This is a genomic window from Spiroplasma endosymbiont of Cantharis rufa, assembly GCF_964019665.1.
Taxonomy (GTDB): Bacteria; Bacillota_I; Bacilli_A; order Mycoplasmatales; family Mycoplasmataceae; genus Spiroplasma_A.
Genome location: NZ_OZ026459.1, coordinates 1,151,667 through 1,173,283 on the forward strand (window position 1 = coordinate 1,151,667; position 21,617 = coordinate 1,173,283).

A 21,617-nucleotide genomic window follows, 5' to 3' on the forward strand; every position below is an offset into this window, starting at 1 on the left:
AATTCTTTCCCCCTAATTATTCAGCTGCAGGAGCTGTTTCTTCAACTACAGGAGCTGGAGTTGGTTCAACTACAGCTTTAGTAGCATTGTTTCTTGATAACAATGAAACAGCCTCTTGCGCTTTTCTACCTTTAACGTTTTGTTTAATTACAACAAAGCCTTTTCTTGGACCCGGAACAGATCCTTTAACTAAAACTAAATTTTTTTCAGCATCAATTTTTACTACTTCTAAGTTTTGGATTGTCACTTGTTCATGTCCCATGTGACCTGCCATTTTTTTAGATTTGAAGATTCTGTTAATAATTGCTCCCATTGACCCGATACCTCTATGATACCCTGACCCATGACCCATTGGTCCTCTTGAATAATTATGTCTTTTAATTGCTCCTGCAAATCCTTTACCTTTTGATATACCTGTAACGTCCACAAATTCACCAGCGTTGAATACGTCGGCTGCATTAATTACTGCACCAATTTCGTATCCTTCCATATCTCTGATTTCTTTTACGAAGCGCTTAGGTTCTGAGTTAACTTTTTTAAATTGACCCATATCTGGTTTATTAAATAAGTTAGCTCTTTTATCGATTGTTCCCAATTTTAATGCTTGGTATCCGTCTTTTTCTACTGATTTTACTTGTAAAACTGTGTTTTGTTCTACTGCAATAACAGTGACCGGAATTAATTTACCATTTTCACTAAAGATTTGAGTCATCTCTAACTTACGCCCTAAGATTCCTTTCATGATATTTCCTCCTGTTTTTTTTATGATGTTCATGTATATCTTGATCGTCTACTATAATTTAATTTCGATGTTAACACCAGTTGGTAATTGAACTCTTGTTAATGAGTCCATTGTTTTTGGTGTCGGTTCAACTATCTCAAGTATTCTTTTATGTGTTCTCATTTCGAACTGCTCTCTACTATCTTTATATTTATGAGTAGCTCTTAATATTGTTATAATTTGCTTTTCTGTTGGTAATGGAATTGGTCCACGAACTTTAGCTCCAGTTGATTCAGCTGCTTCAATAATTTTTGCAATTGATTGATCAACAATAGCGTGGTCGTAACCTTTTAATTTAATTTTTATTTTTTGTTGAGCCATTAGGTCCTCCTTCAACATTGACAACCCTTTCCAGTGTGTTGTCTAAATGAACATAAAATATACATGCTTTCCAATTATCACACAACATTAATGGAAAAGCAATAAGAAAATTAAAAAAGATTAAATTAAATAAATAATAAGAATTTAGAACAGTTTCTCATTTTTTTAACTTTTAAAATGAGAAAAATCGACCAAAGTCGATTTTTAATCTCTACTCATTTCCTATTAAAGAAGCTAATTTAACTCTTCTAATAGATAACATAATTACTGTATAACCTAATAAGAATATTGCCAATCCCACAATAAAGACAATAGGCATAATTGTTCAGCCCATTATCATAGGGACTGCTATATCAATTGAAAGCAATATTTGAGGGACTAAATAACTTAATAAAAGTCAAATAATTGTTATTCCCAATGTCACACCAATTGCAGCTATAGGTAAAAATATTCACATAATAATTGAGTTAATTTCTCTCATTGAATATCCTTGAATTCGCATATAGCTCATAAATCGCTTATATCTTCCTATAAACATTTCAGTAATCAAATAAATTATAATAATAGCTGTTATTAAAGATAACGAAACAAATATAACAGATATAGATATTACTGAAGTAATTAGATTACTCATGGCCATTTTTTTCATTTGAATATAGTCTGTATAACCAATTGATTGGTCCATATATTTTGAAAATCCATCCGTTGTATTATTTGCATTAAATGGTGATAATAAAATTCTTTGCATTTGATCAGCATTTTGTATATTTGAACTCATTTTAGCATTACTTCAAATATTTACTGAATAACCATTCTCAAATTCTCTTCTAGTATCAAAACCTTCTTTTACACCCATTAGTTCATTTGCATATAATTGATCCATATATATTTTACTTCCATCATACAATTCCTCTACTCCTACTACTTTTGCTTTCCTTGGTGTAGAGTCTACAATTTTATTTACTAATAAACCTTTTTTTAATGCAATATTTAGTCAACTGTTTGTTCCACCTAATAATGTCTCTATTCCTATTTCAGTTGGAACACCATTTTCATATTTATAGATATCAAAAGGATTAACTACATAACTATCTGACTCTTCTCTATAAATTGAGTTTAGTTCTTTATTTGAATATTCTTGATACTCTTTATTAACCTCATCAAATAATTCTTGATTAAGTAATTTTTTTGGAAGTGACAATTGAACATCCGCCATATTATAATATGGCTCGTAAGTACTACCTTTCTTAAAATAAAAATCATGATTAATTGAATAAGTAAACTTATCCAAATCCATTTCAAATAAGTTTTTATCTTTAAATTTTCATAAATTATAATCCAATTGATTTATTGAATCATTTTCACCAACCATTGCCAATAAATTCTGTGAGATTTTTAGATTAAACTCACTTCCAATTTTTAACCCCTCTAGCTCACCTTTTTTATTGATTAATACTGGAATATAGTCTAGAGAACTCTTATATTTAATTTTATTTTCATTTTTTATTAATAAATTCTTTGAGTTTTCTTCTAATAAATCCAAACCATAAATGATGTACCTTGCCTGTTTATTATTATCAATAACTGATTCAACTCTTGTATACATTTGGTCTAAATCTTTATCAACTGAAACAGTTGAAAAATTAAATGAGAAATTTTTAAACTCTTTATCATCTTTATCTCAAAGTTCTTTTATAGTAGATGGAAGGATATTATTAGAAACACTTTTTATACAATCATTATAATTACTTCCCTCACTAATACTTGCCTGACCAAATAATTGTGGAATAACTTCACAAGAAATAGTTTTAAAATTATTATTTACAATTGTTCCACCTAATAATTTGGGTTCAACCTCTACTAATTTATCCATGATGCCTGTTGATAAAACCCCACCTTTAAAGGTAAGAAGATTATTAATTAATATCTCTTGAAAATATGTTCTAAATTTTTGAGCTGTACCAATCGATGTATTTCAATAATCTTTTTCAAACAATGTTTTATAATCATTATCCTCAGTTTTTACTAATGTATTAAATAAGGAAGCTTCTATATTACTTTGGCTCTTATTGCTTTCATCCATTTGATAAAATGAATATCTTGTTAATGGATTGTTTATAATAACATTTGAATAACTAAAGTCATTATTATATTTAATATTCTTATAGTATTCATAGGACATGTTTTTCATAGTATTTGGTGCAACAGATGCTAATGTTATTACAGAACTTGAAAACAGTAAGATTGAAAAGAACACAACTAAATCCCGTATTGCACTTGATAATATTACAAGTCTTAATTTTGAAGTAAAACTAATTCTTTTCATTTTTGAGAATGTTTTAGATAAAAAAATATTTGGCTTATGACTTTTACTTGGTGATAATAATATTAGTGGTGATTGCTTTACAGTAAAGTAGCTAGTCAAAAATACAATCAAACTAACAATCGCTAAAAAAACAAATAATTCTACTAATAAAAGTCTTCAGTTAATTGAGAAAATGGAAGGAATATTAAAGTATCTTTCAAAAATTCCCATTAAAGAACCTTGTAAAAATAAACTAATAAATCAACCTATTGGAACTAATACAAAAATTGGAAGTGCCATATATAAAATGTAGTTAAATATTATTTTACTATTTGAAACTCCAAGAGACTTTAAGTTTCCTATTTGACTTCTTTGAGAAACCAAAGTCTTTTTAAAAATAGTATAAACAACAAAAGCTAAGGCACTTGCAAAAATTAAACAAAATATTATTGCTAAAGAAAAAAAACCTTTTACAACTCCTGGAAATAAGCTACTTCTCATATTTAATAGCTTTGTATCTTTGTATGCTTCAATATTTGCTCTTGATAAATTCTCAGAATAATTTTCATTATTAATATTTTCCTCAATTTTACCGAGATTCAAAATATTATCTGCAAAATAAGTTCTAAATAAATTTATATCCTTTTCAATGGAGCTTTTATCAGATTTTTGATATGTTAAATAAGTTCTACTTACATCTTGATAACTTTTCTCTTCTCCCTCTTTATTAAATTGACTATTAAATAAGGAATTACTTATATAAAAAATAGCCTCGTTTTCTTGATTTGTTAATAAGTCTTCTTCGTATATCGTTGGATAAACATTAAGTGAATCAACACCTACTCCATCCATCACATAATTTCCTTTTGAATTAGCAGGATTAAAAATATCATAACTTTTTCCTAATTGCATTTTATTATATTTTGAATATCCACTAGATGTTACAAATGAATTTCCAGTAAAGCTATTTTTATTATATGTTCTTTTATATAGTTTAAATATATCTTCATTATAAAAGTGTACATCAAAAAGCTCACTTCCTAGCTTTTTATTATTATAAAAAGCTGAGATATATCTAAATTTTTTACCACTTGAATCTCACTTTACTACTTCATTAGTTAATCTGACTTTAAAGTTAGTTAAATTTCCTAATAAGCTAAAATAATTTGCAAATCAATTTCTTTGAGTTATTTTATTATCTAAAATTTCATACCCATTTTGATTTAGGTTTGTATTAAATATTAATGTAGAATCAAATTTTTTTATAAAAAAACTTGCTCTTTCTTTAAAAAGATTATTTTCCTCAACAGTAACTTTGCCTTTAAGTTTAGGTTCAATAATTGAGAACTTATATTTTCCATTATCATCTATTTCTCCTAATACAGTTTCACTAAAATGATTATCTATATCATTTTTTTTATTTTTACTTTTATTATAAATCTCAATAATATCTTTTTTAATTACTTCTGTTAACACAGAATTATTTAAATAGAACATAAAATCAAAAATATCTAGAGCAGCTTTTTGAGCATCCTGAGATAATTCTTTGTCCTCAAAATTATTATATTTTGAGTATAATTTTCCAATTAAAGATTTTTTAAAATCCTCAGAGTTTAAATTAAATCTATAAAGATCTCCAAACTCTCCACTTTTGACTATTTCAATTTTTTTAGATTTCTTATAATTTGTAATTGCTTGATCACTTGTTGGCAAAATACTACTATTTTCACTTTCAACTCCATAATTTGATTCCAAATCTCCAAAATGAAAATTTATATAATCCTCATTATTAATTTGTACTATGGAAGATTCATAACATTCTTTTTCACTAGTTTTGCAACCATCTATAAAAATATAATTTTTCAACACACCATCTCTTCCAAAACTAAGTGTTGGAAAAAAATTACCTTCTTCATCACCTATTATTTTTTTATTAAATGCAAATCATGGAGTAAAAGTTTGAGTATCATTAGATTTATAAGCACTTGAAGTGTATCTAAAGGAATAGTCATACTTTTCAAAATTTCTATTTATTTCATTATTAGTTCTAATTAAATTTGAAGAAACTATTCCAAAAGTTGAAGTAAATATAATAGCAATTGTGATAAGAACTAAATATATTCCAAATTGGACATAATCTTTTAATAGTTTTCTTAAGCCATTTTTAAATAAAAGCATTTTTATTAATAAATATTATAGAATTCTTGTCCATTTGCATTAAATGATCTTATTGAGGTAATTATTCAGTATGGTGAGTTTTCATTATTTGAAATATTTTCTCAAACAATTTTATATGAATTTTTAACAGGTTCATAATCTTGATAATTACCAAGTCCATCATAATTAACTAGGTTTTCCTCTTTTATTACACCTTGTTGCAAGCCTAAAATTTTACCTGAATTTTTTATTTTTTCAGGGTCCAAAATATCTCCTAATTCATTTATAATATCTGATTGATAATTTGCAATAGTTTGGTATGGATTAAATTTATTCCCTACTTCAACCTTTTTAGTTTGTTGTGAAGCATTAGAAGTAACATCTCCATTACCTGTATAATCAAGTGTAAATTCCATTTTACCTGCTTTTTGAGTATTACTTGTTGTATTAATTGTAAAATCATTAACTTTTCAGTATTTATCATCTACTAAATACTTTAATACTGGCTCATGAACTTTTCCCATTGCATTTGAAACATAATCTTTGAAACCAGCAAAAAAATCTGAAAAATCTTTTTGTCCTATTACTTCCTTATTTGTAAAAGCATTATACATTCTTGCTCCTAATTCTCCTTTTTTATATCCATCTTCTGATCATCCTATTAAATCTAAATATCTATTTTTTTGAACATTTGTAAGATCTCTAAAACTTTTTTCATTTTTAAATTCTTCTATAATAGTTTCAAATTTATAAATAGTTTCTCTGTCAATCATCATTGAATAGGCTCCCTTTGCAAAATTTAATAAATTAATACCACCATCATTATTTTCACCTATTATTGATTTATTTCAATTATCTGTTCCAATATATTGCATTATTGATTCGTATGCCTTATAAAAAGGAGAATTTTGTTTAATAAAGAATTTTTCATTGAAATCTACTTTATTTTCTGATTTTTCATACAATTTAATTAATTCTTCTATTATATAAATAATATCTTTTGCATTTGTCCCTTGTTCATCTTTATCTCTCTTTGCAACAGCATAAAAATTACTTAATTTAACTGTATCAAGAATACCAGATCCTGGAACTTTATCTAATTCGCTAATTTTATTTAGTAAATCTTCATCATCGTATATTAAAGAGTTGTCTATTTTTTTAATTCCATCTCAAACCCCTGTAATAAGTGACATTCCAACTTTTTGCATTATTGACTGAGTGGACATAAAAGAACCATCAGTAATTAAGGGAAATAAAATATTCATGAACTCTGATAAAATTAAGGCTCCATTTTTTGTATCTGATATATTTTCTAACATGGAAGCAAATAAGCTAATGAAACCATTTATATTTTGCTCTCCTGCAACTTTTGTAATTAATGCTCCAGTAGAATTAAAATAAATACCTTTTATACTTGACTTAAGTTCATTATCTGCCTTTTTAAAGTCTGTACCTTGTAACTTTCCTTTTGTAAGTGGAATTCCTGTTTTTATAATACTTCCTTCATTATAGTCTGTACTTTTCTTAGCACCATTATTCATTAAAATAGAATTATATCATGCATATCCACCTCCATTTGTTCCAGTTTTTTCCTTTGCACTTGTTTTAGGAGAAGTTGTGCCATTTGTGTCCGTAGGATTAGCTCCATCAAATCCTAAATTTAATAAGTAATTTGATAAGGCTCCCGTATCCTGAATACCTCATGCTAAATTTTTTCTTTGCTCATCTTTTGATAAATTAATATTTTTCCCCAATCCTGCTGCATAACCCATAGCATTATTATCGCTTTTGTTATATCCCTGATTACCAGATTTTGAGAATGTATCTTTAAAATAATTTATATCATTATCATCGCCATTTATCATAGTATTATAAAAGCTATTTTCATACATTCCCATAATATAACTTGCATACATTCCTGCATAGTTATCTCCATTGTAATAATTTAAAGAAGGCGCCAAGTAGTTTTTAAATCTACTTATATTTGTTGACATATTTATACTCTGATTATTATATTTATAAGAGGTAGGCATATTTAATGCTGTTGGGGTTGGTGTTAAAAATATTGATAATATTTCATTAATATTATAATTTAAGTTTTCGTGCCTTCCTCCAACTATAAGTCTTGAAATAAATTCTGCTCCCCTTAACATTTCTTCTTGCAAATTATTTTTTTCTGGATCAACAGGAATTTCTGGATCAACAGGAGGCTTAGGACCCCCACCATTTCCGCAGGCTATCGCTGATGTAGCAGTTGAACCAATTAAGGTTGCAGATGCTAATATATTTAGTAATTTTTTCATAATTAAAAATCTCCTTTTTCTTTTATTCAATAAGTACTCAGTTTTTAATTTTCATTAAGTATTATTTTCTTTTTATACTCATTTATTTAAAACTCCATAGTTTATCTTCCTTATTATTTACCCTTTAATTTTTAAATTATTGTGTTATTTAAAATAATTTTATTTCCTTTTATACTCTGTATTTTTCTATACTTAAATTTTTGCCCATTTTAATAAATCTAAGTTATTGTTTTAAAGAACGCCAAAAAATTTTAATTAAAAAAAGCGGAGGGGTTGTTGCCTTTTTAAAATTTTTCAATTCATCTGATTTAATATTACTAATTAAAATTATTATTTCTTTTCAACTATTTTTAATTTTTTTATCTTGTAATTTAATATTATTTAAATATTTGATAAACACCTTCAAAAATAAATTCAGTTTAGTTGATTTCTTATAAATAAGATGATTTAAATCTTCATTTGATTTTGAAACAGTTTTTATTACAAAATAAATGAAAAGAAAAAATATAATATAAAAAAATGAATATAATAAAAGAAAAATTATTAAAACAAATTGAGCAAAAAATAATATATTTATATAATCTAAATTAATTATTTTATCTAATTTGTAATTTGTCCATCAATATATTTCCATTGACATTAATGTTGTTCTTTCAATTGAAATATAAGTTTGAGTTATTGAAAAAACAAAAAATAGAAATGTAACTGAAATTGTTATATAAAATTTAAAATTATTATTTAGCAAACTTAACCTTATCAAGTTTTTTTTTGATATTTCATGATTATATTTTTCAATAAATTTTAATAAATCTGAAATAAATTTAGAGATAAAATACAAAGAAATCATGATTAAAGTTATATTAACTAATAGTGACAATATAATTATATTAGTTTTTTGATTTAAAATATTTTGAATAGGAAATGTTAAAAAAAGAAGAATAAAAATAATTATTAAGTTTATATTACTTCTAACTTTTTTCATTATATTTTCACCTTTTTTTAATTATAGTTGATAAAAAAAAAAAAAAAACACTAATTTTAAAAAATGTTTTTATAAAAAATGTTTTTCATATGTAAAATTAATGTTTATATACAAAGTAATTAAATTATCTTACCCTGAGCAAATGTATCATTTCCTCCACCTTTAACTTTAAATTTATTATTGTTATTAAATAGATCAATTGCTCGATTATCTTTTGCAATTTTATAGTTCACTGATACAATAAAAATCTTTTCATTTGTATTTCAAAGCATAATAATTAAGTTATCAAACTTATTTTGTAATTTGTCTGAAAGAAATTTCATTTCCTTCATCTCTAGATTATTAGTTTCTAATTCGATTAGATTTTTATGTTCTTTTTTAACTGGAATAACATCAGAATATTTTAATAATTTCTCTTCAATTAATAACTCTTCTATTTCTTTTTGATATATCTTAAATGAGTTTTTTAAATTATTTACTTTTTGTTTTATAATTACTAAATTTTCCTTACTTGCCTTTAGAGACATTATTTTATTAATTTCTTTTTCAATTAAATCATTTTTAACTTTTAATTTAAATTTATTAAATTTATCTATTAAAATTTGGATTTCTAATTTTTGTTTATTAAATAACTGTTCTAAATAACTGCTTACTTCCTTATGACTAGTTACTGCGTGATATCTAAATACTCCACTACCCTTTGACTCAACATTGGTAATTAGTAAGTCTTCAATATCTTTTGTGTTAGCAACATGGGTTCCCCCACAAAGCTCACAAGAGAATGACCCAAATTTAATTACTCTAACGTTTTTATCATACTTTTCTGTAAATAATGCTAATGCATTATGTTTTTCAATAGCCTCTTTTAATGAACAGTGAATAATTTCTCTAGGAATTTCTCTTTTGATTTCTCTTGCTATAATTGAGTGAATTTTTACTACCTCTTCTGGAGTTGCTAATCTATTATATGAAATATCAATTCTTAAACCATTTTCATCGTTATAACTACCATTTTGTAAAGCTTCTTTTCCAAGAATCTCTTGAAGAGCTGCTTGTAAAATATGTGTACCTGAATGATTTTTCATAGTATAGAAGCGTTTTTCACTATCAATTATTGCTCTAACAATATCACCATTTTTTAAAGTTCCATTAACTTGAACTTTATGAATGTGTTGTCCATTTGGACCCATTTTAACATCCATTACTAAATGGCGATTATCTTGTGAATCAATTAAATAACCATTATCAGCAGCTTGTCCCCCTTTTTCAGCATAAAAAGGTGTTTTAGTTAAAGTTATAAATACTACTTTATTTGTTACAGATTCTAATTTTTTTTCATCTTCAAAAATAAAGTTAACTTTTGAGTCACATTCTTCTAAATCATAGCCAACAAATTCGCTTTCAACTTTTAAACTTGTAAGAATCGCTGATTGTTTATTTCAAGCCTTGTCATCTTTTCTTGAGTTTCTTGCTAATTGTTTTGCCTCTTCCAAAAGTTTTTCATAACTTTTTAAATCAATTTTTACATTGGCTTCATTTGCTATTTCTGTAGTTAATTCAATTGGAAATCCAAAAGATTCAAAAAGCAATAATGCATTTTTACCACTTACTTCATTTTCTGCTTTGATAATAGATTCTAAGTGTTCATAACCCTTTGAAAGTGTTTTTAAGAATCGTAATTCTTCTTGTTTAATAACTTCCTTAACCATATCTTCTTTTTCAATTAAATATGGATAGAAGTCTTTCATTGCCTGTATTACTTTATCTACTAGTTTATATAAAAATGATTCTTTAATTCCTAATTTTCTTCCATAGACAGAACTTCTTCTAATAAGTCTTCTTATAATATATCCTCTATCTTTATTTCCAGGAAATACTCCGTCACTTATAGCAAAAACAGCTGCTCTAACATGATCAGCGATTACTTTAAAAGCTGTATTAATTTTAGTTTGTTCTTTATTTTCATTATAATAATTTTCAATTGAATATCTAAATTCTTTATTACACATTTTTTCAACTTCTTGTATTGTTGGGAAGAATATATCAGTTTCAAAGTTAGTTGGAACTTCTTGAAAAATTGAAACTAATCTTTCAAAACCAGCCCCCGTATCAATATTTTTTCTTGGTAAATCTGTATAATTATTATTCCCATCATTATTAAATTGTGAAAAAACAATATTTCAAATTTCAATATATCGATCATTTTCAATATCTTCTTTTAAAAGTTTTGATCCAACCTTTTTAGGATCTCATTTTTCACCACGATCAAAAAATATCTCTGTATTAGGTCCACATGGCCCTTGTCCTACATCTCAAAAGTTAGTATCTCTTGTTCCTTTAAAAATATGATCTTCTTTAATTCTAATAATTTTAGTTCAAACATCATAGGCTTCTTGATCTTCATTAAAGACAGTTATGTATAAAAGATTTGGATTAATATCAAATCACTTTGGAGAAGTTAAAAGTTCTCAAGCAAATTCTATTGCTTCTTTCTTAAAGTAATCCCCAATTGAAAAATTGCCTAACATTTCAAACATTGTTTGATGTCGTGCTGTAACTCCTACGTTCTCAATATCATTTGTTCTAATAGATTTTTGTGAATTTGTTAACCTAGGTGATGGAGGGTTCATTCTTCCATCAAAATATGGTTTTAAAGTAGCAACTCCGGAATTTATTCATAATAAGCTCGGATCTTCTACTGGCACTAAACTAACAGGTTCTAAAAAATAGTGATCTTTTGATTTAAAAAAATCTAGTCACATTTTTCTAATTTCATTTGCAGAAAGTTTCTTCATTTTTTTTCTCCTTAAAGATAACAAAATAATTTTAGCATATAAGTACTTATATTTATTTTATAAAGCACTCCTTGTGAACTGCCATTGTGATACCACTAAATTCAACTAAATTATAATTATCATTATTGTAAAATTTAATGTTTCAAGGTTTTTTTACATTTATTTGTGAATAATGTTCATTGTAGTCCATAATTTTTAAACAAACTAAACAAATTCTGTGGATATCAAAATTGTCTTTTTCATCTCCACATTGACAAAGTAAAGCATTACTTCAAGCATTTTTTGCAATATCATCTAAATTAATTTTTTTCATAACTATCCTTTCATTTCTATTTTGCTTGCAAAACAAAAGGTTCATACACTGAACCCCAATTTATTTATTATAGTTTGGAGCTTCCTTTGTAAGTTCCACATCATGAGGGTGACTTTCTTTTAAACTAGCATTTGTGATTTTCACAAATTTAGTCTCTAAACGTAATTTCTCAATACTTTCACTTCCAGTATAGCCCATTCCACTTTTTAAACCGCCCATTAATTGGAAAACTACTTCTCTCATTTTTCCTTTAAATGGAACTCTTGCTTCAATACCTTCTGGTACTAATTTTTTAGCACCTTTTTGGAAATAACGATCACTGCTTCCTCTTTTCATAGCAACAAGTGAACCCATTCCAACATAAGTTTTATACTTTTTGCCATTGGCAATTATTTCTTCTCCAGGTGATTCTTCAGTTCCTGCAAAAATACTTCCCATCATAACACTATGAGCACCTGCTGCAAGGGCTTTAACAATATCACCTGAATATTTTATTCCCCCATCAGCAATAATAGTTATTTCTTTATCTTTAGCTCAGTTAAAAACATCATTAATTGCAGTTATTTGAGGAACTCCAACTCCAGCAACAACTCTTGTTGTACAAATACTTCCAGGACCAACTCCAACTTTTACTCCGTTAGCACCAGCTTTATATAAAGCCTCTGCTCCTTGCGCAGTACAAATATTTCCTGCAATTATTTCTAAGTTCTTATGTTTACTTCTAATTGCTTTAATTACATCAATAATACCTTTACTGTGACCATGAGCTGAATCAATAACAATAACATCTGCTTGAGCTTTTACAAGTTCATCAACTCTTTGCATAAAGTCGTCACCTACTCCAACAGCAGCACCAACTCTTAATCTTCCTTTTTCATCTTTACACGCATTTGGATGATCAATTGCCTTATCAATATCTTTTGTTGTGATTAAACCAACTAAAGTATTATCAGCATCAACAATTGGTAATTTTTCAATTCTATTTTTTAATAGAATTGCCTTTGCTTGTTCTAGCGTTGTTGAAGGATTACCTGTAATTAAATTATCCTTAGTCATAATTACTTCTACTTTTGCTTGAAAATCTTCAAAATATTTTAGATCTCTATTTGTAAGAATTCCAATTAATTTACCACTATTATCTACAACAGGTAATCCTGATATTTTATAGGTCGCCATAATTTCATTTGCTTGTTCAACAATTGTTTCTTTTGTAATTGTAATAGGATCTGTTATAAATCCTGATTCATTTCTTTTAACTTTTTGAACTTCTAAAGATTGTTCTTCAATTGATAAGTTTTTATGAATAATTCCAATTCCACCACATCTTGCCATTTCAATAGCTAGTTTAGATTCAGTTACAGTATCCATAGCTGAACTTATTATTGGAATATTAAGTTCTATATTTTTTGTCAATTTCGTTTTTAAAGAAACATCATTGGGCAATATTTCAGAATATCTTGGTACTAATAAAACATCATCAAAAGTAATACCTTCACTAATTATTTTTCCATTTAAATCATTTTTATTCATACAAGTTCTCCTCTATTCTCATTCTATTGTTCCTGGTGGTTTTGAAGTTATATCATAAACTACTCTATTAACTCCATCTACCTTATTAATAATTTCATTAACAACTTTATCTAAAAACTCTCAAGGTAAGTGTGTACTTGAAGCTGTCATAAAATCAATTGTATTTACACTTCGCAAAGCAACCACATAATCATAAGTTCTATTATCTCCCATAACACCAACTGTTTTTACAGGCAATAGTGTAACAAAGGCTTGAGATACTTCATTATATAAATTTGTTTCAATTAAATTACTAATAAAAATATCATCAGCTTCTCTTAAAATTTCACATTTTTCTTTTGTAACTTCACCGATAACTCTCACTCCAAGACCAGGCCCTGGAAAAGGATGACGATCAATCATTAAAGGAGGAATTCCTAGTTCCCTTCCCACAGCTCTTACTTCATCTTTAAATAACTCTCTTAAAGGTTCTAATAAGTCAAACTTTAAATCCTTAGGCAAACCACCAACATTATGATGTGATTTAATTGTTTTTGAAACATGACCATTACTTGAAGACTCAATTACATCTGGATAAATTGTTCCCTGAGCCAAAAATTTTGCACCTTGCATTTTTCTTGCCTCTTCACTAAAAATTCCAATAAATTTTTTACCAATAATTTTTCTTTTGTCTTCTGGATCAATTTGGCCCTTTAATTCTTTATAAAATTCTTTACTTGCATCAACCAACTTGATATTCATATCAAATTCTTTATTGTATAAATCCATTACTTTTTTAGCTTCATCTTTTCTTAATAAACCAGTATCTACTAAAATACATTTTAGTTGCTTACCAATTGCTTTTGAAATTAAAGCTGCAGCTACTGATGAATCCACTCCTCCAGAAAGACCTAAAATAACTTGCTCATCTCCAACAATTTCTTTTATTTCTTTTATTTTATTTTCAATGAATTGCTTCATTTCTCAATCTTTCTTGCATTTTGAAATCTCAAAAATAAAATTTTTTAAAATTTGAGTTCCTTTTTCAGAGTGAGTAACTTCAGCATGAAATTGAATTCCATAGATCTTCATTTTTTCATTTTCGATACCTGCAACTGATGAATCTGAATGAGCAATTTGTTTAAAACCAGCAGGCATTTTTGTTAAATGATCTGCATGACTCATTCATACTTGTGAATTTTGATTAACCTTTTTAAATAATAGACTTTTTTCATCATCAATATATAATTTAGCTTTACCAAATTCTTGAGAATCAGCTAATTCAACTTTACCACCAAATATTTCAGTAATTAGTTGCATACCATAACAAACACCTAATATTGGAACTCCAAGATTAAATATTTCCTTATCAATTTTATAAGCTTCATTCAAATATACACTATTTGGTCCACCAGATAAAATTATAGCTTTTAAATCTTTATATTTTTTTAAGTCCTCTATTGTTTTATCAAAGGGTATAACTTCAGCATAGACATTTAAATTTCTTACTCTTCTTGCTAACAATTGAGTATATTGACTTCCAAAATCAAAAATAAGTATTTGCGTATTTAACATTTTTCTAACCTCTAACTATTTTAAATAGAACACATCAAGTTTTCTTTTTATTATACATCAAAAAAACACCATTATATTTCTAGCATTCCTAGTTTATAAGGTGTTTATATTAATTATTAATTTTTAAAAGTTAATTGGTTTTCCTGATTCCAATGCTTCAGCTGCTTCACCAATAGCTTCACTCAATGAAGGGTGAGGATGAATAGCTCTTGCAATCTCACTAATTGTAGCTTCAGATTCCATAACAGTTGTAATTTCTGAAATCATATCTGTTGCTGTATTTGAAATAATATGACACCCTAATACTTGTTTATATTTTGGTTCACAAATTAATTTAACAAATCCACCTGTATTTCCATCTGCAAGTGCTTTACCAATTGCTGCAAATGGAAATTTATATACTTTGTAATCTGTTCCAGATTTTTTCAATTCATCTTCTGTTTTTCCAACACAAGCTACTTCTGGATAAGTATAAATACAGCTTGGAACTCTATCAAAATTCATAGTTAAATCTTCAGCATGTTCATTACCTAATCTTTTTGCGATTCTATTAGCTGCAATAATACCTTGGTGAGAAGCAACATGAGCTAGCATCATTTTTCCTGTAACATCACCAATTGAATAAACTCCATCAATATTTGTTTCACAATATTCATTTACATTGATGTGACCTCGTTCATTCATTTCCAAACCAATTTTATCAAATCCTTCAGTTATAACTTTACGTCCAACTGATTGTAAACAGTAATCTGCTTTAATTTTATATTCTTTACCATCTTTTTCATAAATTACTTCTTTTTTACCAAAAGACTTTGTATTAACTCCATAAATTATTTCTAAATTTCCTCTAGATAATAATTCTTTTGTCATTTCTTTTGAAACATCACTATCTAACATTTCTAAGATTGTTGGTAAGAATTGTAATACTGTAACTTTTGTTCCTAATCTCTTATAAACACAAGCAAACTCAATTCCTATAACGCCTCCACCAATAATAACTAATTCCTTTGGAATTTTAGTAAGTGCCAATGCTCCTGTTGAATCGATTAATCAACCTGATTCAATAGCTTCTTTTGCTCCTGGTAAATTGAAATGATTTGGTACACTTCCAGTAGCCACAATCAAATTGTCACAAGTATATTTTTTACCATTTACACTTACAGTATTTTTATCAATTGCTTTTGCATGACCTTCAATTGCTGTAACCTTGTTTTTTTTCAAAAGACCTTTTACACCAGTTGTTAGTTTATTTACAACATCATCTTTTCTTGCTTGAATTGCTTTTCAATCAGCTTTTACTCCTGTTACATCAACTTTGATTCCATACTTATCTGCGCGTTTTGTAATTTGCTCATATAAATATGCTGACTTTAATAATGTCTTAGTTGGTATACAACCAATATTTAAACAAACTCCACCATAATTACCTTTTTCAATAATTAATGTTTTCAATCCAAGTTGAGCACATTTAATAGCTGAAACATAACCTCCAACTCCAGCACCAATAACTATTACTTCATAGTGATTTTCTGGATTTGTTGAATTAAATTTAGGTGCTGGTTTTAATTGTCCACCTTTACCTTGCGTAAGACCTGACATATTAACATTATTTACTGCATTTACAATAGTTTCTACTGCTGATCTTTTTGGAGGAACAGCTCTTGTTCTTCCTCTTGAAAGAAGATCATTTGAAACGGGTGTTGCACCAACAACTGATGCATTTTCCTCTACTGGTTCTGATTTAGATTTTGCTTCTTCTTTTGGAGCATCACCTTTACCATCATCAATTTCAACAACAACTTGACCAACTTTAATTTCTTGATTTGCTGAAATTAAAATTGTTGCTACTTTACCATCAACTGGTGCATAAATATCCGAAGTAACTTTATCAGTTTCAACATTAAAAAGAGCATCTCCCATTTTAACCTGATCTCCAACTTTTACAAGAACTTCAGTAACTGTACCTTCTGTTAAGCCCTCTCCAATATCTGCGAATTTTACTTTAAACATATTTCTAATTCTCCTAAACTAACAGAGTTGCAGGATTTTGTAAGTAGTATGCTACTCTTGTTAAAAATCTTCCTGCATCTGCTCCATCAATTACTTTATGATCTGCAGTTATTGAAAATGGCATATAGTCTCTAATTGCAATTTCTTCTTTAATTACCCCAGGCGCTCTTGTAATTGTTCCAATACCTAAAATAGCTGCTTCTGGAAAGTTGACAATTGGTGTTGCATAATCTAATCCTACAGCTCCAAAGTTAGTTACTGTAAATGTTGCTCCACTCATTTCTGTAGCTGAAAGTTTTTTATTTCTTGCCTTAGTTGCTAAATCATTTATTTTTACAGCAATTTGTAAAACACTTAATTTATCAGCTCCTCTAATAACTGGAACCATTAAACCATCAGGTGTATCACAAGCCATACCAATATTGATTTGTTGAGCAAATTTTGTTGCTTTATTTTCTTCATCAATTCTTACATTTAAATTTGGCATATCTTTTAATGCATTAGCACTTGCTTTAATAATAAATGCTAAATAAGTTAATTTAACTCTCAATGAATCTGCATGCCCTTTAAGTTGTTTTCTAATATTTACTAACTCAGTAACATCTAAATTTCTTAATCCTGTAAATCCAGCAACTTTTTCATGAGCTGTTGTCATTGCTTTAACAGTTGCTTTTCTAATTGGATTTCAAGGTTTTGATTCAAATGTTAGAGGCTCATTAATTTCAGGAACTGAGATTAATGGATTTGAGTAATCAATTGCTGCCCCTTTTGGCCCAGGTACTGCTGCTTTTATTGATGGCGCAACGCTTTGTGGATTTGCTGCATACCCTTCAACATCAGAAACTAATATTCTATTATTTGGACCAGTAGGACTAACTTTTGAAAGATCTACTCCCATAACTGCTGCAACTTTTCTTGCTAATGGAGATGCTTTAACATCAACATTGCTATTATCAATAATACTTATTTGAGAAGCAATATTTGCTTTAGGTGCAACCTCTCTTGCTTTTCTTGAAATAACTTCATTTGAAACTGGTGTTGCACCAACAACTGATGCATTTTCCTCCACTGGTTCTGATTTAGATGTTGCTTCTTCTTTTGAAGCATCACCTTTACCATCATCAATTTCAACAACAACTTGACCAACTTTAATTTCTTGATTTGCTGAAATTAAAATTGTTGCTACTTTACCATCAACTGGTGCATAAATATCCGAAGTAACTTTATCAGTTTCAACATTAAAAAGAGCATCTCCCATTTTAACTTGATCTCCAACTTTTACAAGAACTTCAGTAACTGTACCTTCTGTTAAACCTTCTCCAATATCTGCGAATTTTACTTTAAACATATTTCTAATTCTCCTCTTAGTATCTAAAATTTATAATTTAAGATTTCTTCCATTTTAACTAGTATTTTTTTTGGATGAGGTTGGTGGTAAGCTTCACCTGAGTCGAAAGGTATAACAATGTCATATCCTGTACATCTCATTGATGGAGCTTTTAAATATTCAAAACATTCTTCGTTTACTGAAGCAATAATTTCAGATGATACTGAAAATGATCTAATTGCTTCATGAACAACTAATAATCTTCCTGTTTTTTTAACAGATTCAAAAATCATTTCTTTATCTCATGGTTGAATTGAGCGTAAATCAATTAATTCAATTGTAACATCTGGATTTTTTTCTTCTAACTCATCAATTGCTTTTTGGCAATCAACTGTTTGAGCTCCATAAGTAACAACTGTTAAGTCATTTCCCTCTTGGATTTTAAAGGCTTTTCCTATTTCAACAGTATAAAATCCTTCAGGAACTTCTTGTTTAAATGCTCTATATAGTTTTGTTGGTTCAAAAACAATAACTGGATCTGGTGATTCAATTGCTGCCAAAATTAAACCCTTTGTATCGTAAGGTGTTGAAGGACAAACTACTTTAATACCTGGAGTATGAGCATACATTGCTTCCATAGCTTCAGAATGTAATTCCAGAGCTCTAATTCCACCACCCATTGGCATTCTTATAACAACTGGTGTTGGGTACTTCCCTCTTGTTCTGTTTCTCATTCTACCCATATGTCCTAAAATATTTTGTAATGATGGTCATCCTAAACCTTCAAATTGTAATTCTACAACTGGTTTCATTTTATTTACTGCCATACCAATAGCTACACCAGCAAATACAGCTTCTGAGATTGGAGCATCAAAACACCTTTTTTCACCAAACTTGGCTTGTAATCCTTCTGTTGCTCTGAACACTCCACCTTCATAACCAGCATCTTCTCCATAAACAACAACGTCATCTCATTTTTCCATAGCAACTTCTAATGCTTCTGAAACTGCTTTAACATTATTTAAAACTTTCATTAATGGTGTCCTCCTTTAGCTACTTCTGGATATTTAGTGAAAAATTCTTTTGCTTCCTTATATTGTTTTTCTAAATCTGGAGTTTTTTCAGCAAATTGGAAGTTAAAGATATCTTCTAATTCATATGATTTATTTGCTTCAGCTCAGTCAAATTCAGTTCTAATAAGTTCATCTTGAGTTTTATCTAATTCCTCTTGCATTTTATCATTTCATATTTTTTTGCTAACTAAATATTTTTTCATTCTTATTAATGGATCTGATTTAAGTGCTTCTTCAAATTCAGATTTTGGTCTATAAATATCTGGGTTGTCTGATGATGAATGGGCTCCTAATCTATATGTATCACATTCAATGAAAACTGGACCTTTACCACTTCTTGCATGTTCGATAGCTTCTTTTGCAACTGCATAAACCGCAAGTAAGTCATTTCCATCAACTTTAATTGAAGGCATTCCTGATGCAATACCTTTTACAGCAATATTTATTGATTTTGTAGATTTTTTATAAGGTGTTGAAATAGCTCATTTATTATTTTCACAAATGAAAACAACTGGTAGTTCATGAATTTTTGCAAAGTTCATTGCTTCATAAGTTTCACCTTCACTCATTCCACCATCACCTGTTGTAGTTACCGCAACTCCACCTGTTCCTCTATATTTTTCTGCAAAAGCTATTCCTGTTGCATGTGAATATTGAGAACCAATAATAATATTTGGTGGTAAAGAGTTAACACCCTCTGGTGATTGACCACCATATTCATTTCCCATTCAATAAAGCATTATATTTCTCATTGGCATACCAACGCTTAATCAAGCAGCATTATTTCTATAACCAGATGAAAATCAATCTTTTCCTTTTATTAAAGGCATTGTATATCCAATTTCAGATGCCTCTTGTCCTGTTGAAGAAAGAAACGATAATAATCTTCCTTGTCTTTGCGCTTTATTTTGAAAATCATCTTGTCTTCTTGAAAGATTCATTAATCAATACGCATCAATTAATTCTTTATCTGTCATTTCAGGCATCAATTTTTCATCAACAATTTTTCCATCTTTATCCATAACACGAACTATTTCGTCCTTTAATGGATCAAATTTTCCTATAAATTTCATTTTTACCTCCTATTGTATCAATAAGTCTAGTATATCTTTACTTGTGAAGTTTTCACCAAATATTTTTTTAATATCTGACTTATTTAAAACATCTTCTAAAATAAATGTCTCATATTTTAAATTTACCAATTTATTTTCAAGGTCTTCTGTTCCTTGGAAACCTAAAAAGTCTCCATAGAATTTGGCATCTTTGATAACTCCTTTTTCAATTTTTAAAAGAGCTTCAATCGATCCTTTGCCCTCTAACCTTTGTTTATTTCTATAATCAAAGTCCGCATTTTTTGCATAATTCCAATCTGAGTTCCTAAATTTCTTTTCGCTAAGATCTTTTATTTCTTTTATTTCATCTTCGCTTAAATTAATTGTTTTTATTTCGTCTGATTTTTTATATGTTTCAATTAATTTATTCATAAAAGCTTCAATATCAATTTTATTTTTTACTTCCGAATTTATGTTTGTAACCCTAGCTTCAATTGATTTAATATTTTTTGAAAGAATTTTTGCTCTGTCAACAGTTAAATAGTTAGTTAATTTATTCAAATTCGCATTGAATAATATTGTTCCATGTTGTAAAAATCTGTCTTCATATTTTCACATAGCATTTCCAGAAATCTTTTTACCATTTAATTCAATGTCATTTCTTCCAGAAAATTTTGCAGGAACATTTAACTCATTAAGAGTTTTAATAACAGGATCCAACATTGTTGAAAATAAAGAAACACCTTTATTTTCTAAATCTGTATAAATAATGCTGAAATTCATATTTCCTAAATCATGAAAAACTGTTCCACCACCACTATTTCTTCTGACAATGTTAACAGAATCTTTTTGAGCATTTTGAAGGTTTATTTCTCAAGCAGCATTTTGATTTCTTCCAACCACAATTGTGTTATCATTTTGTCATAAAAAAAGAATTGGTTCTGTATATTTTTTATTCTTTACAAAATATTCTTCTGTTGCTAAGTTAAAAGACGGGTCAACACAAGAAGTTTTATATATAAACATTTAGATACTTCCCTTCTATACAACTATATTCTAAGGTATTTATTTCAAAGTTGAGGAAATTTTTTAAATAAAGAAAATTATTTTCTAA

The 21,617-nt window shown here is 27.9% G+C and carries 14 protein-coding genes; all 14 read right to left on the bottom strand.

Annotated elements, in window-relative coordinates:
• Positions 1–16: 16 nt before the first annotated feature.
• Positions 17–742 carry a 50S ribosomal protein L3 gene (rplC, locus tag AACL15_RS05075; protein ID WP_422398394.1) on the bottom strand — a complete coding sequence of 242 codons (726 nt, stop codon included), beginning with the start codon at positions 740–742 and terminating at the stop codon, positions 17–19.
• A gap of 51 nt (positions 743–793) precedes the next feature.
• Entirely contained in the window at positions 794–1,102 is a 309-nt protein-coding gene (rpsJ, locus tag AACL15_RS05080) for a 30S ribosomal protein S10 (protein WP_020834754.1), read from the bottom strand.
• Between the two features lie 211 nt (positions 1,103–1,313).
• The gene (locus AACL15_RS05085; RefSeq protein WP_339034020.1) at positions 1,314–5,585 is read right to left on the bottom strand and encodes an ABC transporter permease; all 4,272 of its coding nucleotides are present in this window, start codon (positions 5,583–5,585) and stop codon (positions 1,314–1,316) included.
• A gap of 5 nt (positions 5,586–5,590) precedes the next feature.
• Positions 5,591–7,867 (bottom strand): lipoprotein, encoded by a 2,277-nt coding sequence (locus tag AACL15_RS05090; protein ID WP_339034022.1) that lies wholly within the window; start codon positions 7,865–7,867, stop codon positions 5,591–5,593.
• A 223-nt stretch (positions 7,868–8,090) separates the two neighbouring features.
• Positions 8,091–8,849 carry a hypothetical protein gene (locus AACL15_RS05095; RefSeq protein ID WP_339034024.1) on the bottom strand — a complete coding sequence of 253 codons (759 nt, stop codon included), beginning with the start codon at positions 8,847–8,849 and terminating at the stop codon, positions 8,091–8,093.
• A gap of 119 nt (positions 8,850–8,968) precedes the next feature.
• The gene (gene alaS / locus AACL15_RS05100) at positions 8,969–11,644 is read right to left on the bottom strand and encodes an alanine--tRNA ligase (protein WP_339034026.1); all 2,676 of its coding nucleotides are present in this window, start codon (positions 11,642–11,644) and stop codon (positions 8,969–8,971) included.
• Positions 11,645–11,696: 52 nt separating this feature from the next.
• A complete protein-coding gene (locus tag AACL15_RS05105; RefSeq protein WP_339030088.1) occupies positions 11,697–11,957 on the bottom strand; it encodes a hypothetical protein in 261 nt (86 codons plus the stop codon).
• A 60-nt stretch (positions 11,958–12,017) separates the two neighbouring features.
• Positions 12,018–13,487: an IMP dehydrogenase gene (gene guaB, locus AACL15_RS05110; protein ID WP_339034028.1), complete on the bottom strand. Its 1,470-nt coding sequence runs from the start codon at positions 13,485–13,487 to the stop codon at positions 12,018–12,020.
• Positions 13,488–13,499: 12 nt separating this feature from the next.
• A complete protein-coding gene (gene guaA, locus AACL15_RS05115; protein ID WP_339034030.1) occupies positions 13,500–15,041 on the bottom strand; it encodes a glutamine-hydrolyzing GMP synthase in 1,542 nt (513 codons plus the stop codon).
• Positions 15,042–15,164: 123 nt separating this feature from the next.
• Positions 15,165–17,051, bottom strand: coding sequence for a dihydrolipoyl dehydrogenase (lpdA, locus tag AACL15_RS05120; RefSeq protein WP_339034032.1), 1,887 nt, complete (start codon positions 17,049–17,051; stop codon positions 15,165–15,167).
• Positions 17,052–17,064: 13 nt separating this feature from the next.
• Complete coding sequence (locus AACL15_RS05125; RefSeq protein ID WP_339034034.1) at positions 17,065–18,399, bottom strand: dihydrolipoamide acetyltransferase family protein; 1,335 nt, start codon at positions 18,397–18,399, stop codon at positions 17,065–17,067.
• Positions 18,400–18,422: 23 nt separating this feature from the next.
• A complete protein-coding gene (locus AACL15_RS05130) occupies positions 18,423–19,412 on the bottom strand; it encodes an alpha-ketoacid dehydrogenase subunit beta (RefSeq protein ID WP_339030078.1) in 990 nt (329 codons plus the stop codon).
• Positions 19,412–20,524 carry a pyruvate dehydrogenase (acetyl-transferring) E1 component subunit alpha gene (gene pdhA / locus AACL15_RS05135; protein WP_339034037.1) on the bottom strand — a complete coding sequence of 371 codons (1,113 nt, stop codon included), beginning with the start codon at positions 20,522–20,524 and terminating at the stop codon, positions 19,412–19,414. Before pdhA ends, AACL15_RS05130 begins: the two co-directional genes overlap by 1 nt.
• 9 nt (positions 20,525–20,533) lie before the next feature.
• Positions 20,534–21,529, bottom strand: coding sequence for a lipoate--protein ligase (locus AACL15_RS05140; RefSeq protein WP_339034038.1), 996 nt, complete (start codon positions 21,527–21,529; stop codon positions 20,534–20,536).
• Between the last annotated feature and the right edge of the window lie 88 nt (positions 21,530–21,617).